Origin of the sequence: Rouxiella silvae, from assembly GCF_002093625.1 — a bacterium.
GTDB classification, from domain to species: Bacteria; Pseudomonadota; Gammaproteobacteria; order Enterobacterales; family Enterobacteriaceae; genus Rouxiella; species Rouxiella silvae.
Map to the genome: position 1 here is coordinate 77906 of NZ_MRWD01000016.1, position 13927 is coordinate 91832.

At 48.4% G+C, this 13927-nt stretch carries 11 protein-coding genes; 5 read left to right on the top strand and 6 right to left on the bottom strand.

Translation table 11 applies throughout. From position 1 onward, the window contains the following. Window positions 1-6: 6 nt before the first annotated feature. Complete coding sequence (locus tag BS639_RS08700; protein ID WP_084982861.1) at window positions 7-942, top strand: LysR family transcriptional regulator; 936 nt, start codon at window positions 7-9, stop codon at window positions 940-942. 445 nt (window positions 943-1387) lie between these two features. Then, complete coding sequence (locus tag BS639_RS24670) at window positions 1388-1720, top strand: hypothetical protein (RefSeq protein WP_139804069.1); 333 nt, start codon at window positions 1388-1390, stop codon at window positions 1718-1720. Window positions 1721-3339: 1619 nt separating this feature from the next. Here BS639_RS24670 and BS639_RS08710 read toward each other — a convergent pair. Further along, on the bottom strand, window positions 3340-4104 hold the full coding sequence (locus BS639_RS08710; RefSeq protein ID WP_055771359.1) for a DUF481 domain-containing protein: 765 nt from the start codon (window positions 4102-4104) through the stop codon (window positions 3340-3342). Window positions 4105-4588: 484 nt separating this feature from the next. On the opposite strand from BS639_RS08710, the gene nadE reads away from it, so the two are divergent. Together nadE and BS639_RS08720 are read left to right on the top strand one after the other, a co-directional pair. After that, entirely contained in the window at window positions 4589-5413 is an 825-nt protein-coding gene (nadE, locus tag BS639_RS08715; protein ID WP_084982863.1) for an ammonia-dependent NAD(+) synthetase, read from the top strand. Between the two features lie 151 nt (window positions 5414-5564). After that, on the top strand, window positions 5565-6758 hold the full coding sequence (locus BS639_RS08720; protein WP_084982869.1) for a multidrug effflux MFS transporter: 1194 nt from the start codon (window positions 5565-5567) through the stop codon (window positions 6756-6758). Window positions 6759-6845: 87 nt separating this feature from the next. Here the strand turns inward: BS639_RS08720 and dadX are convergent, their stop codons facing one another. The 3 genes from dadX to ftrA all read right to left on the bottom strand — a co-directional run bounded on the left by dadX (window position 6846) and on the right by ftrA (window position 10707). Then, window positions 6846-7919, bottom strand: a complete 1074-nt coding sequence (gene dadX, locus BS639_RS08725) for a catabolic alanine racemase DadX (protein WP_084982864.1) — start codon at window positions 7917-7919, stop codon at window positions 6846-6848. Window positions 7920-7996: 77 nt separating this feature from the next. Continuing rightward, window positions 7997-9298, bottom strand: coding sequence for a D-amino acid dehydrogenase (locus BS639_RS08730; RefSeq protein ID WP_084982865.1), 1302 nt, complete (start codon window positions 9296-9298; stop codon window positions 7997-7999). A gap of 425 nt (window positions 9299-9723) precedes the next feature. Continuing rightward, window positions 9724-10707, bottom strand: a complete 984-nt coding sequence (gene ftrA / locus BS639_RS08735; protein ID WP_407690305.1) for a transcriptional regulator FtrA — start codon at window positions 10705-10707, stop codon at window positions 9724-9726. Window positions 10708-10806: 99 nt separating this feature from the next. On the opposite strand from ftrA, the gene BS639_RS08740 reads away from it, so the two are divergent. After that, on the top strand, window positions 10807-12330 hold the full coding sequence (locus BS639_RS08740) for an MFS transporter (protein WP_084982866.1): 1524 nt from the start codon (window positions 10807-10809) through the stop codon (window positions 12328-12330). 122 nt (window positions 12331-12452) lie between these two features. Here the strand turns inward: BS639_RS08740 and BS639_RS08745 are convergent, their stop codons facing one another. Together BS639_RS08745 and BS639_RS08750 are read right to left on the bottom strand one after the other, a co-directional pair. Further along, window positions 12453-12911 carry a hypothetical protein gene (locus tag BS639_RS08745; RefSeq protein WP_055771345.1) on the bottom strand — a complete coding sequence of 153 codons (459 nt, stop codon included), beginning with the start codon at window positions 12909-12911 and terminating at the stop codon, window positions 12453-12455. Between the two features lie 16 nt (window positions 12912-12927). After that, window positions 12928-13632, bottom strand: a complete 705-nt coding sequence (locus BS639_RS08750) for a hypothetical protein (protein WP_055771342.1) — start codon at window positions 13630-13632, stop codon at window positions 12928-12930. Window positions 13633-13927 lie beyond the last annotated feature (295 nt).

Here is a 13927-nt window from a genome sequence, read left to right on the forward strand (position 1 = left end):
TCCACAATGAGTGTCCTTAAATTCAACACCAATCCATACAATGACAGCGCAATCGAGCTGAATACGATGCGCACTTTCGTTGCTATTGTCGAAACAGGGAGCTTTGTAGCCGGTGGTAAAAGCTTAGGATTAACCCGGTCCGCCGCGGGAAAATCGCTGGCAAGGTTAGAATCCTATCTTGGTACACGACTGCTGCATCGTACGACGCGAAGTGTTTCAACGACGACGGACGGACAGCATTTTTACACTCGTTGTGTTCAAATTCTGGCAGATATCAGAGAGGCAGAAGAGAGTGTCAGGCAGGATAATCCGCATCCTAAAGGAACATTACGCATCACTGTTACCGCCGCTTTTGGAAGAATAGTTATCCTGCCGTTATTAAATGAGTTTCTTAAAAAATGGCCTGAGTTGGACGTGGAAGTGAGTTTTACTGACAGAATTGTTGACCTGGTTGAAGAGGGATTTGATCTTGGCATCCGAATGGGTGATTTACCTATCGACTCTTTACTGGTAGCCCGCTTGATTACAAAATATTTTTCCTATACCTACGCGGCGCCCTCATATCTTGAACATTACGCTGCGCCTAAGGATATTTCAGATTTGGCTACCCACCCTAGACTTATATATGGGCTACACGCTGGCTCGGGAGTCTGGCAAATGGCAAAGAGTGACGGAATCATTGTTTCTGTTGATGGCAACCGGCGACTCCGCTTTGACAGTGGCGAAGCGATTAAAGATGCGGCGGTTGAAGGGATGGGTATTGCGTTTATGCCTTCATTTTTGGCTGAAAGTGATGTGTTGGCAAAGCGTCTTGTAAAGGTATTACCTGAGTATCAAGGTAATGAAATACCGATCCATGCTATTTACCCCAATAGAAAACATCTTGCCGCTAAAGTTCGACTATTCATCGACATGTTAGTGTTGAATCTTCAGGGCCGCTGATTCTGTAGGCCAACGGGCACCAGATACCGAGTCAATGCGGGATTAAGTTCGAGAAATAAGTAGAAAACATAATAGTTGCTTTATCCCTCTCTCAGGTTTGTGGCCACCGAATGTGTCAGCCAGTTGCTAAGAATTAGCGGCGAAAAAAGAAAACTATCAATGTAAAACAATAGGTTAATTCAATTAATGTTTTCTAAAATCATTAATCACTCCTTTTGATGCTCTAAGATTATCCCTAAACAGAAGCATTAACAAAATTATCGATACTTTGTCATAAACTAAGCGTAGTCTATCTCCACTCTGTTGAATAAATTTCAATAAATTCTCAATGACGCTATTTTTTGGCGTCATTGTTGTTTGTGGGTAAAAACATCAAACCTTAAGGTTTAACTCAGGGATAGAGGGGGAAAATACTTTATTACACAGCACTAGCGTGGTATCTATAATGAACGTTGATAAAATATCAGAACTAAATGTTTGTCCCTTTTGCAATAGCGATTTATCTGAAAACTCTCACCGCTGCATTAAGTGCGGTGCTGAAAAGGTTCGAGGGCATATTAATAGCAGGGAAAGAAGAAAAATAAATATTTTGCGTACGCTACTTATTTTGGTATTAGGCATTTATTTTTATTATTTCTATCCACTTTCGGGAAGTTTTTTATTTGCAGCCTCTCTTGTGGCCATTTCATTTATATTATCGATGTTTATTCCACATTACATATTCAAACTAAAAAATAGGCAAAATATCATTTGGAAAAGGAAAAATATTCCACTGTAATTTGTGCCTAACCGCCTAACTCCCTCGATAAGGCTAGAACGTCTCCCCTTATCGGGGCATTTCAAGATGTTGGCCCTATCCACACCCTGTCAATGTGCATTAAAAAATGCGGCTTTAGCCCGCTGAAAACCAAAGGATCCTTAAGATATCGCATAGTTTAATCATTCTTAAGGGTTTTTTCGGTTAAGCATTTGCTATCCTACGGAACATTGTTCTAAACTATTGACACATCAAATGATTCAGCAACATAGCTGTACAACAGTTCAACATTTACCCTGTGCGTCCGCATAGGATATTTTATCAATGTAAACATACTACTACATAGCGGTATCATGCATGATTAAGAAACTGAAATCAGAAATCAACGTTTGTTCGATTTGTAACACCGAAATGCCCGCAGAAATTACGCATTGTCCTAACTGCAAAGCCGATCTGATCAAGGGCTATATTGACACGTCTGCAAGACAACGCCGGCGTTGGTCTATCATATTTCTTCTCTTTGTTTGTTCTTTAAGCTTTTATTATTTGTATCCCACCTCACCCCAGCCTAGGTTGTTGATCATCATATTTGCGATTGCTTTGGTGCTGTCAATTGCCCTGCCCTATATCTATTTCAAGGCAAAGAACAAAGATAAAGTGATCTGGAAAAGAAAGAGGCTGTGAATGTCAGGGGATCGGCGCTGCAAGAGGGACTGCGGGGAATGGAGTGCTGAAAAGAGAAAGTCCTGCTGATGCGCTAAGGAGGATTATAAAAATTTTACCGTCATAATCTTTAACTAAGCAAGCAGGACGTTTTTAGTCTGGTAATCAATGCAAATGCGCCTTTGTCTATGCTGTAATGATAATCAAACAACAGCATACACCCCCGCAGCAGCCAGCGACATCCAAAACAGGGTACACAAGCCGAAGATCCCTATCCAAACCTTTTCGTTGTAAGTCAGCATGATTTCAACCTCATTTATTATTTGTTAAATAAATGTTGTCATAAGATGGTAAGCAAAATAGTGATGAAAATCTCATACCTTCAAATAGATGCGTTTGAAGCGTGTTTAATTTAATAAAGAGTGACCTGAATCTCATATTTTGCAGAGAACAAAACAGTAATTACGCATATTAATGGCTAATTTGAAAACGCAGTTTCCATAAGATCATCGCGTCGATTGCACAAAAAAAGTGCAATATTAGACAAGCTCTACAAATTAATCACCTTATATACTCAATCAATGCTTATGTATTATTAATGAACGTTTAGGATGATTGGTATACAGCCTCTCCAAGAACCATCATCAAGGTATATTATAATATGCTAGCCACGATGACCTTGTACCGCGAAGGATTTACTCCTTTTTAAGGGAACATCCACATTTGAACACGCGGAAAACAAACCTATTTTTACCCTTTATTATCAATAGATTAATTAAAAAATCCGCTCTTGATCAGGTTTTTTATTACACCACTTCGGAGCGGGTGTTTTTTAACCACCTGTCACTTGGATTAGTTTTAGCAATAATACTGCTAGCCGTAGCGCACTCATTTGGGGCATTTATGGACATTTTCTAGACATAAAAAAAGCCAGCAAACTTGCCGGCTTTTCAATCAAACATATTAGGTGTAGAGGCTTATAAGCCGTATACCAGGTTAATTGAAGTCACGGTATCGGTTTTATCTGGCGCACTTGAAGGTGGCTTGGTGTTATAAGTAATATCGTAAGCCAGTTTCAGTGAGAAGCTCTTGTTAATAGCCACTGAAAGCGCAGTCTCAGAGTTAACCGTTGTATCATCATTAGCCAATACGGACACACCTTCACTGAATTTCGCCGTATCGCTAATCTGGTATGAATAGGTACCGGACGCATAGGCAATAGCTTTAGTGGCGTTACCGCCCTGCTGATATTCATCGTGACGAACGCCTGGACCCGCTTCGAGGTTCAGCGTGTGGACAGGGCCATTCCAGATCTGGCGACCATAACCCAAGGTGGCAGTATCACGCGCATGATAGCCGTTGAAACGGTCAGTCAACCAGTTTGCCTGTCCGAAAAGATAGTTAACGTCTGACAGGTTGTAACGCGTACGTGCACCTGCCTGATATTTTTCTGAAGAGCGCACACCAGAAGAAGAGGTGTTAACCGCCGAGCCCCAGATACTGTAAGCAGTATTAGGCTGGAACCACGTCATCGTGGTGTTAGCATTAAGATTATTGTTACTTGTGTTGCCGGTTTGCGCGCTGTAACCCGCCTGCACGTTACCGTCGAAGTCTTTCTTCGCAGTAGCTGGGTTATCTAGCGCGGTGAACACATCGGTATCGGCAAGACTTGAAACACTAAACAGCGCGGCACCACACACGAGCGCGCAAGCTGGTAAACGACGAACAACCCGATAAAACATTTTGAAATCCCCAATAGATTTAAGGCAAAAACGACTCGAAGCTAACGATATAATAATACCCACTGCGACACTCTTCTAATAGGCACAGAAGAATACAGCAAGGGTATTTTGCATAATTCACAGTCCACAAATATACAACACCAGGCCATTAACATCCTTCAAATGGCTGGTTTTTTAGAGCATTCTTAGGTTTATATATTTTCTGAAATATAAATATACAAAAACATTACGCTTTGACTCATTGATTTTTGACCTTCAACTACGTCGGAAATATAAACGTTTTGCCCAGTCCAACCCTTCGACCTGCACCCAAAATGCCTGTTCTCGCGTTACGCACACCGACCTCTAAGGACTGTGTGCGTAACGTGATGCCAACCCGCCTCGAACCTTGTCCTTTTCTCCGGAGCAGGTTAGCTTTAAACTAACTTTCTTAATTAAGAATTTTTTGCCGCGATGTTCGCTGGCAGCCTCAGGAGGAATAGTCATGGCACTTCAGCAAGAGATTATCCAGGCTCTGCACGTTAAACCACACATCGATGCCGAGCAGGAAGTCCGCGTCAGCGTCGATTTCCTAAAAAGTTACCTGCGCGCCCACCCTTTCATTAAATCGTTAGTACTTGGCATCAGCGGCGGGCAGGATTCTACTCTTACCGGCAAACTTTGCCAAACGGCAATTAACGAATTGCGCAAAGAATCGCCAGAAGCAGGTTACCAGTTTATCGCCGTACGTCTACCTTATGGCGTGCAGGCCGATGAGTCAGACTGTCTTGATGCTATTGATTTTATTAAACCAAACAATGTGTTAACGGTTAATATCAAAAACTCCGTACTGGCCAGTGAAGCAACGTTACGCGATATTGGCATTGAACTGAGCGACTTTATTAAAGGTAACGAAAAAGCACGCGAACGCATGAAAGCCCAGTACAGCATTGCGGGAATGAAAGCGGGACTGGTGGTTGGCACCGACCATGCGGCAGAAGCCGTGACCGGATTCTTCACCAAATACGGCGACGGTGGCACCGACATTAACCCCATTTTTCGCCTGAACAAACGCCAAGGGAAAGCTTTGCTCAAGCATCTTGGCTGCCCTGAGCATCTTTATACCAAAGCGCCGACCGCAGACCTTGAAGATAACCGCCCTGCTTTGCCTGATGAAGCAGCTCTTGGCGTCACCTATGAGCTGATTGACGACTATCTGGAAGGTAAAACGGTTGAACCGCAGTATGCGAAAATTATTGAAAACTGGTATCTGCGCACTGAGCACAAACGCCAGCCGCCGGTGACCGTTTTTGATGATTTTTGGAAGTAAATCCTGACGGATAAGGGACATCCTGCGAGATGTCCCGCAAATGCTGCCTGTTTGTCTGTTTTATTCTCTCTTTCCCTCAGGCTTCACTTTTCATTTCGCCGCTAAATCATTACTCTTGCTCCTCTTTTTAGAATGGATTCGCCGCAACGCTATGCAAAAATTCCTCTTTTTATTACTCACTCTGGTTTTGCTCGGTCCGTTGGGCATCGATCTGTATCTGCCCGCTATTCCGGCGATTGCGCTTGGTTTGAACAGCAGCGAGAGCGTGATCCAGTCCTCTATCTCGTTGTTTATATTGGTCTTGGGGCTGGGGCAATTGATCGCTGGGCCGCTGGTTGACCGCTATGGCCGTCGTCCAATGGCGATTGCCGGTATCTTTTTATACCTCATCGGAGTCACGATTGCGGCGACGTCGATTAATGCGGCCATGTTTATGGGATCACGCATGGTACAAAGCTTGGGGGTTTGCTGTACTTCGGTGGTGCTTTTCAGCAGCGTACGTGACCGGCTTTCAGGCGATGACGCCGCACGGGCCTACGGCTTTTTAAACGGTACATTAAATATTGTGCCCGCCCTCGCACCGTTGATTGGCGGCCTGATTGCTCAGTACTACGGCTGGCGTGCACCTTTTTGGGCGCTGTTGGGCTACACGTTGGTTGTTATGGTCCTCGTGTTGGCATTCTTACCCGAGACGCGTCCGGCAAATACTAAAGCGGTGGGCAGCCTGCCGCTGGGTCAATATTTTCGTATTTTGCGTGACGGCAATTTTCTCGCCTTTGCCTTGGTCAACGCAGGTGCGATGGGCATGGCATTAACCTACGTTTCTCTCGCACCTACGGTGTTGATGAGTACCGGAGGCCTTTCACCGCTGGAGTTTTCACTGGTGTTTGGTGCCAATGGATTCTGGATAATGCTGATGAGCTATATTGCTAACCGCATCATCCGCAAGGTGGGTCGCCCGGTTTGCCTGGCTACCGGCGCAATACTGATGCTGATGGGGGGCGCTGCGCTGTTTGCGGGGCTTGCACTGTTGCCTGTAGCGATTCAGCTTGAAACCTGGGTGTATATGCTGCCCGTTGCCAGTGCCTGTGCGGGCTTGGCCTTTGTGATTGGGCCAGCGACCAGCTATGCGCTTGAGCCGTACTCAAAGGAAGCGGGTATCGCCTCCGCGTTGGTAGGCTTTGTGCAGATGGCAGGAGGAGCAGCACTAGGCCTGGTGGCGATGGCGTTACCCCTGCCGCCAAAGGCCAGTCTGGCGATAGTCATGCTGACTGCGTTTGTTTTGGCTTGGACGGCAAAGCGGCGCAGCAAAACGGTCAAGAGTACAATCTCAAAACTGAATTAAAAAACCTAGGTTAACAGGCTAAATATAAAAACCTAAATAAAAAGGCTGGCCCCGAACAAGGCCAGCCTTGTAGACCACAGGGATCCGCTACAGCTTCACACTCACCGGCACTCTTGGGGCCAACGCACTCATTAGCTCGTATCCCAAAGTCCCCGCTGAGGCGGCAACCTCGTCAATCGGCAGTTGGTTGCCCCACAGCTCAACCTGAGAGCCAATCTGCGCCTCTGGACACGGCGTTAAATCAACCATAATCATGTCCATTGATACGGTTCCCAAGGTCTGAGTTTTCACCCCCGCCACCATTACCGGAGTGCCGCTGGGTGCATGGCGCGGATAGCCGTCCGCATAGCCGCAGGCCACTACACCGATGCGTTGCTGACCTTCGGCGCGATAACGGCCACTGTAACCAACACGATCACCGGCAGATAAATTTTGCACGGCAATAATTTCACTCCTTAGCTGCATCACCGGCATTAGGCCAGTATCCGCAATGTCTTCCACTCTACCGCTTGGCGAAGCGCCATACAGGATGATGCCTGGGCGCACCCAGTCATGATGCGTATTTGGATGCCAAAGCGTCGCCGCCGAGTTGGCCAGCGATCGAGGCCCAGGTAAGTGTCCCGTGCTCCTTTCGAAATTATCCACCTGCCATTTCACTCCTTCGCGGCTGTCAGCGCTGGCGAAATGGCTCATCAGTGTGATGTGCCCGACCTGCGACATAGACCTCAACTGTTGCCATATTTCACTGACTTCAGCGGGATGAAATCCTAGGCGATTCATGCCGCTGTTCACCTTCAGATAGATATCCAAAGGTTCCGCGACTGACATTGCGGCCAGTGCCGCTAATTGCCAGCGGCTGTGTACAGCGGTGGTCAAGCGATAATGGCTCACTTCCCGCAGGTCGTGCGCGCTAAAAAATCCTTCCAACAACAGGATAGGCCCCTGCCAGCCAGACTCGCGTAGCAGAATAGCTTCGTTAAAATCGAGTAGAGCAAAACCGTCGGTACTCCGCAGGCTTTGCCAAATTCGAGCAATGCCGTGCCCGTAGGCATTAGCTTTTACCACCGACCAGACTTTGCTATGGGCAGAACGGTGGCGAACAACCTGCAGATTGTTTTGTAAAGCAGACATCGACAGGGTGGCTGAAATCGGGCGTGGCATGAAAACTCCTGAATAACTCATCCTTAACTACACATCTAAAACGACGCATCACTCACCTAGCTTCCCCTAAAAGATCCCTAGCCAATCGGATGCATTTTATGATGGGTATCTGAAGGTGCGACAAACCCGGCACTATAGCGCGCAACGGCCAGATCCTCCGAGGGGATCGCTGGCGTCACGCCGGACATGATGTCCGCCAGCAGTTGCCCAGAACCGCAGGCCATCGTCCAGCCGAGCGTGCCATGGCCGGTATTCAGATAAAGATTTTTCAGAGAAGTTTTACCCACAATCGGCGTGCCGTCTGGCGTCATAGGGCGCAGCCCGGTCCAGAATGTGGCATCTTCTACTCTTCCGCCGTTCGGGTATAAATCTTTAACCACCATTTCTAACGTTTCGCGGCGTGCCTTAGCAAGTTGAGTATTAAATCCAACAATTTCGGCCATGCCACCCACGCGAATACGCTGATCGAAACGGGTAATCGCAATTTTATAGGTTTCATCCAGCACGGTAGAAAATGGTGCGGCGGCTTCGTCAGTGATCGGAATGGTTAACGAATAGCCTTTGAGCGGATAAACTGGAATCGAGACCAAATCTGCCAGCAGCGCCGTTGAGTAAGAGCCAAACGCCACCACGTAAGCGTCGGCTTTCACAATTTCTGTACCACACAGCACGCCGGAAATCTGGCCATTGTCGACCAGCAGGCGATCCACGCTTTTATTAAACTCAAAGGTCACGCCAGCCTGCCGCGCCATCTCTGCCAGTTGGCGAGTAAACAGCTGGCAGTCACCGGTTTCGTCGTTAGGTAAACGCAGTCCGCCGGTCAGTTTATGTGCAACCTGCGCCAATGCGGGTTCTGCGCTGGCAAGCTGATACGATTCAAGCAGTTGATAAGGCACCCCGGCTTCTTCAAGCACGGCGATGTCCTTGGCTGCGCTGGCAAACTGTTGCTCTGTACGGAACAGCTGAAGCGTACCGCCCTGTCGGCCTTCATACTGAATGCCAGTGTCTTCACGCAGCGCTTTTAGACAGTCGCGGCTGTACTCCGCCAAACGTACCATGCGGCTTTTATTGGTTTGATAATGGCGCATGTCACAGTTGCGCAGCATTTGCCACATCCACTTCAACTGATTGCTGGTACCGTCGAGGCGTATAGCCAAGGGAGCGTGACGTTGAAACATCCATTTTACCGCTTTTAACGGAACGCCAGGGGCTGCCCAAGGCGCCGCATAGCCCGGTGAGATCTGACCCGCGTTACCCGCACTGGTTTCTTCAGCCGGACCGGCCTGACGGTCAATAACCGTGACCTCATGCCCAGCCTTGGCCAGATACCATGCACTGGCGACACCTACAACACCACTGCCTAAAATCACCACTCGCATACTCGACTCCAGTTTGACGCCATATAAAGCATAAAATTCTGACGCAGAAATTACCCTGTTAGCGCTAATCCACCAACACCCGCTGCCAAAATTGTGAAAAATTTCACAAACATTTATCGGATAAACTGAATAACTTTGCAATACCTGCGATTAAATAACGATATAACGCAACATTTTCTACTATTCGAAGATAATTTTCGGCATTTTGATAGCAATGAAAGCATTGCTATCACTGGGCGCTTAACGAATTAAAGCGAACACAGCATCAGAATAAAAAACTGACCATCAGTGTATTTACTAGAATATAAAACCAATAAAAGCCATCTGGCTGATATTCTCTATTCACCCCCGCGATAGCGACCGCTGAGCAACCGCCGATATTTATAAAGCTGATTTTTTTGAAAAAAGATAATGTGCGCCAGAACTCAGGCCTGCCTGCGATATTCGGTCGGCGTTATGCCTAAACGACGGCGAAAATGATGGCGTAAAGTTTCAGCAGAACCGAAGCCAGACTGCTCGGCAACAAGCTCAATGCTTAACGTTTCACTCTCGAGCAGTCGACAAGCATTTTGCAAACGAATATTCAGCATCCACTCTCCGGGGCTGGTGCCGGTCGATTCCTGAAAACGACGTAAAAATGTGCGCCTGCTCATCCCTGACTCAGCAGCAAGTTGAGCGATTGCCAGAGGCTTGTCCAGTCGGGCGCGCAGACGGTCAAGCAGCGGGGAAAGACTTTTCCCATGCCGCTCGGTAACCGGCATGGCGAGGTACTGCGCCTGCCCGCCCTCACGATGTGTAGGGGTAACCATTCTTCGCGCCGCCCGATTCGCGACGGTTGCGCCAAAGTCGCGCCGAATCAGGTGCAGGCATAAATCAACGCCCGCCGCCCCGCCAGAAGAAGTGATAACACTGCCCTCATCAACATAAATTACGCCGTGCATCACCTGAATTTTAGGATAACGCTGTGCCAGCGCGTCAGTACTGTTCCAGTGGGCGGTGGCACGTTTTCCATCAAGCAATCCCGCCGCCGCCAGAACAAAACTTCCGGCACAAATCGACACAATACGGGTGCCGTTGGCGTGTGCCTGCTGCAAGGCATCAATCAGGTCGGGCGAAGGGGGCGCATCAATACTGCGCCAGCCTGGAATAACTATTGTGCCAGCGCCTTCGAGCAGCTCAAGACCGCCGTCGACCACCAGCCTTATTCCGCCTTGTGCGCCGAAAATCCCCGTTTCAACCGAGGCTACAACCATGTCATAAAGCGGTTCGCCAGTGGCCTCATCGGCGCGCCCAAAGGCCTCGACGGCGGTGCCAAACTCGAAGGTACACAGACATTCATAAGCAAGCAGCACTAACCGCCGATTTAACGGCGGTGTAACTGCGGGGGGTGAGGTAAAGCGCGTTAGCATAGTTGGCATAATATTGACGATATATGGCATTGGGGCATATTTCCAGTGCCGCACCTTTCTTTCATGCTGGCGGCCTCTAAAGTTTCAAAGGACTTTCTTATGGCCGTTCCTTCTAATACTCAAAACAGACTGGCGCTCACCGCCGTATGTCTGGCTGCCCTGATGTCAGGACTGGAAATCTCCAGCGTGCCGGTCATTCTTCCGGTGCTGGAAAAGCAGATAGGCGCCAATTTTACGCAACTGCAGTGGGTGATGAATGCCTATACTCTGGCCTGCACCACCGTACTGATGGCAACCGGCACATTGGCCGACAGATTTGGTCGCAGGCGTTTGTTTATCATTAGCATTATCGCCTTCGGCCTAACGTCGCTGCTGTGCGGGATATCGACCACTGCACCGATGATGATCGTGGGGCGCTTTTTGCAGGGAATAAGCGGCGGGGCAATGCTTATCTGCCTGATTGCTATTTTATCGTCGCAGTTCGCTCCGGGGAACGCACGTAACCGCGCTTTCACTGCATGGGGGATGGTCTTCGGCTTTGGGTTAGGGTTTGGCCCGCTGATTGGTGGCATCATTGTGACAATAGCCAGCTGGCAGTGGGTCTTTTTAGTGCATGTTTTCATTGCACTCATCACACTCATCCTGGCGGCAAAGAATGTTGTCGAATCGCGTGATCCACAGGCTCACGCTTTGGACATCGGCGGCATGATCACCCTCTCACTCACCGTATTGGCCGTCACCTTCTACATCACTCAGGGCGGTGAGATGGGCTACGCCAGCACTCAGGCGTTAGGGATCCTTGTCCTCGCGGCCGTCTGCGCCACACTGTTTATTTTCATCGAACGCCGCCATGTGCATCCTATGTTTGATTTTTCAGTATTTCGAAATCGCCCCTTCCTCGGTGCGCTGCTTGGCTCCGCCGGGATGAACTTCAGCTTTTGGCCGTTAATGATTTATCTTCCCTTGTATTATCAGAGTGCCGTAGGCACCGACATCATTGCCTCCGGTCTTTCACTGCTGGCTTACACCCTGCCGACTCTGTTGATGCCGCCGCTGGCCGCACGGTGGGTGAACCAGTTCGGTGCGGCCAAAATTATTCCTCTGGGACTGTTAGGGATTGGCGGCGGTTTTTTGCTGATGAGGTACGGTATCAATCACTCTGTTGGCATACTGCCAGGTGCATTAATGGCGGGCATCGCGCTGGGCCTCACCAATACTCCGGTCACTCACACGACGACCGGCTCCCTGCCCGCTAGCCGCGCGGGAATGGCCTCAGGTATGGACATGAGTGCGCGACTCATCACGCTGGCGATTAATATCGCATTAATGGGCACAATATTAGTGACAAGCATTCGCAACCGTTTGATGGCTCAGTTTCCTTCTATACCCGACGCGCACTATTGGCAATCGGTGGCCGAAGGCATCGCCGCAGGAAAAAACCTACCGCCCGAAATAGCCACCTTGGCACACTCATCGGCACTCGCCGCTGAAGCACTGAATTCAGGATTTAGTAACGTGATGCTCTACGGCGCACTGGGGGTTGGCCTATTGGCACTGGCAAGTCATCGGATATTCAGTGGTAGACAGCGGAGTCCAGACTGCGCCATGCCGACAGAACAATAAAGAGAATATTCACACTGGGAGTTTGGCGAGAATAATTGACAACATTTTCGGGGATGAATATTGATTTGTTGGATTAGTTTAAAACAGTAGCCTGTGTAAGCCCTTAAATTAACCCAATGCCATCAACCGCCACGCTTCGGGTCTGCCTGAAGCGTGAAATACTGACGCAGCCCAAGCGGGCGTGATACCCCGCGTGGATCAGTGATCAGCGGTAAACGTAGCGACGGCTGCCCAAGTGGACGCAGACGCCAAAGCGTATCGCCGATGAAGCGAAAATGTACTTCGTCACCGTTCAGTTCAACCTCGCGTAAGTCGCCGGTAGACATCGTCGCGCCGAGGGTCGCTTTATCTAGCACGGTAAAGTTTTTGTCGCACAGCAGCAGCGTTAAAAACTCTTCCTCGGGGATATCGTCTGTAATAAACAGCAAAAAACCTGTTTCAAGTGCCACGGCTTTCTCAAGCACTTTGCCCTCAATGATCCTGCCGGTTGGCGCACAATTGAACAGAATCTCGCTTTTCGCCGGCGTAAACTCAGTATCGTCATGAATAATTTTTAATGTTATGGCATCGGTAAAATTCATCGTTTCTCCCAAAATGCTACCAAGCAAGACTCATACCCATCGACGCCAGAGCGCCGCCTACGAATGCACCAATGGTCACGCAGACAGGCGCACCCGGACCGCACACTAAGCCAGCAACGGCGCCGCCGGCCATTCCCCCGACAATGCCACTGCCGGTCACCGCCGCTTCCTGCTTCACAGCAGCCATTTTATCGTCGGAGGTGGTAATGACATAGACAGAAACGGCCAGAGACAGTATCAGCAACCCCTTACCCGCCCGAGAATAGTAAAGCATTTTAGCATTCACACGCGGATTGGATTTTCCTGCCGATTTGACAATATCGCCATATATCTTGTTTTTTTGCAGTTCACTTAAATTATCAAAAATCGCCGATTCACCAAAATTTTGACGCGTTTTGTTGGCAATGAGTGCATTGAGTGTTTTACCCTCACGCTTGAGTTGCTGCGCCATAGCGCGCCCTAACGGGGTGCTGCGTCCGCGGATCATCTCCATTATCGCGTTGCGCATCTCCTGCGCTTCTGCCGCCGCTTGCTCCCAACTGATCAGTCCACGCGTCGCCTTGTCGCTGAGTTCACTTGAGGCCGCCTTAACCAGTTTAGAGTATTCCAAGCGTAATCTGGAATCGATAGTGAGGTAAGTTCCGCCATTGGCTAACTCACCCTGTAAACCATCGAGCGTGGCCTGACATATTTTTCGATAGTCTTCTTCAGTCGTATCCATATTTTTCCCCAATAGCTTACGTGATGACAACACAATAGGATTAATATTACCTAATTATTTATTTGAAATTTTCTCACTCTGCAAATGAATTAAGCTCACTCAGGAAAAAACGCATTTAAAACCGTAAATCCTCGCCAACGGAATACTCTTATTTATGCGTATAAAATAATTACCGCAAATATCACCGACGTTATTTATGCGCATAAATAGATAAATTAACCCTTATTTATGGATAAATTACCACTTGTCATAGGCCATAAGAAAAATTAATGGATGAGTCAACTCATCTTAGTAA

Bases quoted from the DNA above. Each gene is read 5' to 3' on its own strand.
- ftrA (WP_407690305.1), bottom strand. From the start codon at position 10,707: ATGCTAACGCGCTTTACCTCACCCCCCGCAGTTACACCGCCGTTAAAT.
- BS639_RS08750 (WP_055771342.1), bottom strand. From the start codon at position 13,632: ATGGATACGACTGAAGAAGACTATCGAAAAATATGTCAGGCCACGCTC.
- BS639_RS08720 (WP_084982869.1), top strand. From the start codon at position 5,565: ATGCAAAAATTCCTCTTTTTATTACTCACTCTGGTTTTGCTCGGTCCG.
- BS639_RS08740 (WP_084982866.1), top strand. From the start codon at position 10,807: ATGGCCGTTCCTTCTAATACTCAAAACAGACTGGCGCTCACCGCCGTA.
- BS639_RS08710 (WP_055771359.1), bottom strand. From the start codon at position 4,104: ATGTTTTATCGGGTTGTTCGTCGTTTACCAGCTTGCGCGCTCGTGTGT.
- nadE (WP_084982863.1), top strand. From the start codon at position 4,589: ATGGCACTTCAGCAAGAGATTATCCAGGCTCTGCACGTTAAACCACAC.
- BS639_RS08700 (WP_084982861.1), top strand. From the start codon at position 7: ATGAGTGTCCTTAAATTCAACACCAATCCATACAATGACAGCGCAATC.
- BS639_RS24670 (WP_139804069.1), top strand. From the start codon at position 1,388: ATGAACGTTGATAAAATATCAGAACTAAATGTTTGTCCCTTTTGCAAT.
- BS639_RS08745 (WP_055771345.1), bottom strand. From the start codon at position 12,911: ATGAATTTTACCGATGCCATAACATTAAAAATTATTCATGACGATACT.
- BS639_RS08730 (WP_084982865.1), bottom strand. From the start codon at position 9,298: ATGCGAGTGGTGATTTTAGGCAGTGGTGTTGTAGGTGTCGCCAGTGCA.
- dadX (WP_084982864.1), bottom strand. From the start codon at position 7,919: ATGCCACGCCCGATTTCAGCCACCCTGTCGATGTCTGCTTTACAAAAC.